Genomic DNA, 1,092 nt, shown 5'->3' on the forward strand with positions numbered 1-1,092 from the left:
CAGCGCAGCGCCAGGGCCAGCAGACCGGCGCCCAGCGCGCCGGCTGGCGCGAAGGAGGTCGCCGTTTCGCCTGCCACCGCCCCGGCGGTCGCTTCGCCCGCCGGGGCGGAGCCGGTGCCTGCGGACTTTGCGCCGGCTGGCAATGCGGCTGTTGCGGCCATCGCGGCCGTTGTGATGGCATCGACTGCCTGGCCGGGATCGGCTTCCCACAGCAAATCGGCGATGTCTTCCAGCGTCGCGGTGTCGGCCAGCACGGTCGCGTCGAGGCCGCGGTACAGCAGTCGGCCGTCGGCGGCGGTGGAGATGGCGGAAGGCAGCACCGGGTCGCCCCATTGCATGGCCTGCGTGGAGACCGCCTCGATCTTGCGGCGCCCGTTGCTGCGCGCGGCCATGCGCAAGATGTCGTCGCGGTGGTAGAGGCTGCGGCGCGGATCGGCCTCGTCGGACTTGGCGCGTATCTTGCCCCGGCTGACGTTGGCGTACAGCGTCTGCGGGAGGACATTCAATACATTCAGCGCTTCCGTCGCCGTCATCCAGACCATCTTGGTTTCCTATGTTGACGCTTCAAGTCAAGATTGACGCCCTCTATGGGCGCTCCTAAGCTGGAAACAGCATATCAATTACCGGAGCGTTCATGTCTAAAATGTTGGAAGCCATTGTATCCGCGTTGTCGCTGCCGTCGCGGGAGTGCGTGACGATTGCCGGCGTGGGCGACCTGCCGTCGTGCTACGCGGTGACGGAACTGGCGGCGGCGTCGCTGGGCGCGGCGGCGCTGGCGGTGCGGCAGCTGATCGCGGCGCAGGGCGGAAAGCCAACGCAGGTGACGGTCGATCGCCGGCTCGCGTCGATGTGGTTCGGCTGGTCCCTGCAGCCTGTGGGTTGGGATCGGCCGCCGCTGTGGGACCCTGTGGCCGGCGACTACCGCACGGCCGACGGCTGGATACGCCTGCACACCAACGCCTTGCATCACCGCGATGCCGCGCTGGCGGTGCTCGGCGCGCCTGTGGAACGCGAGGCGGTGGCGCGGGCGGTGGCCGGCTGGCGCGGTGCCGAGTTGGAGGCGGCGGTGGTGGCGCAGGGCGGCTGCGCGGC

Annotated in this window: 2 pseudogenes; one reads left to right on the top strand and one right to left on the bottom strand. The window is 69.6% G+C overall.

Annotated features, from left to right (window positions below):
- Positions 1-542, bottom strand: a pseudogene (locus GTP90_RS35780) (citrate synthase); the annotation flags it as partial.
- Positions 543-643: 101 nt separating this feature from the next.
- Between GTP90_RS35780 and GTP90_RS35785 the strand changes: the two are divergent.
- Positions 644-1,092: pseudogene (locus GTP90_RS35785) on the top strand (CoA transferase); the annotation flags it as partial.

This window comes from Duganella vulcania (assembly GCF_009857655.1).
Lineage (GTDB): Bacteria > Pseudomonadota > Gammaproteobacteria > Burkholderiales > Burkholderiaceae_D > Rugamonas > Rugamonas vulcania.